The sequence below is a fragment of the Bradyrhizobium sp. Kon10 genome (assembly GCF_055807395.1).
On sequence record NZ_JBVVOZ010000384.1, the window covers coordinates 1 to 239 of the forward strand.

The window sequence follows — 239 nt, forward strand, 5'->3', positions numbered from 1 at the left end:
CGCCTGGCTCAGGCCAGCCCGTGCCGGGCACGAAGCCGCAATCGAGGCTGTCGACGTCGAAGGAGATGTAGACGGCGTCGGTGTCTTTCCATGCGAGTTCGAGCGCGATTTCCGCCGCCTTCTCGAGGCCCATCTGCTCGATGTCGGCAATGGTCAGCACGTTGGTGCCGCGTTTTCTCGCCTCGGCGACGCCGTAGCGGGGAACCTGCCAGCCGCCGATGCCGAGCTGCACGAGATTG

The 239-nt window shown here is 65.7% G+C and carries 1 protein-coding gene; it reads right to left on the reverse strand.

What is annotated here, in order from left to right; all coding sequences use genetic code 11:
• Positions 1 to 239: arginase family protein (locus AC0L2O_RS37460; RefSeq protein WP_473373281.1), on the reverse strand; the 239-nt coding region annotated here is incomplete at both ends.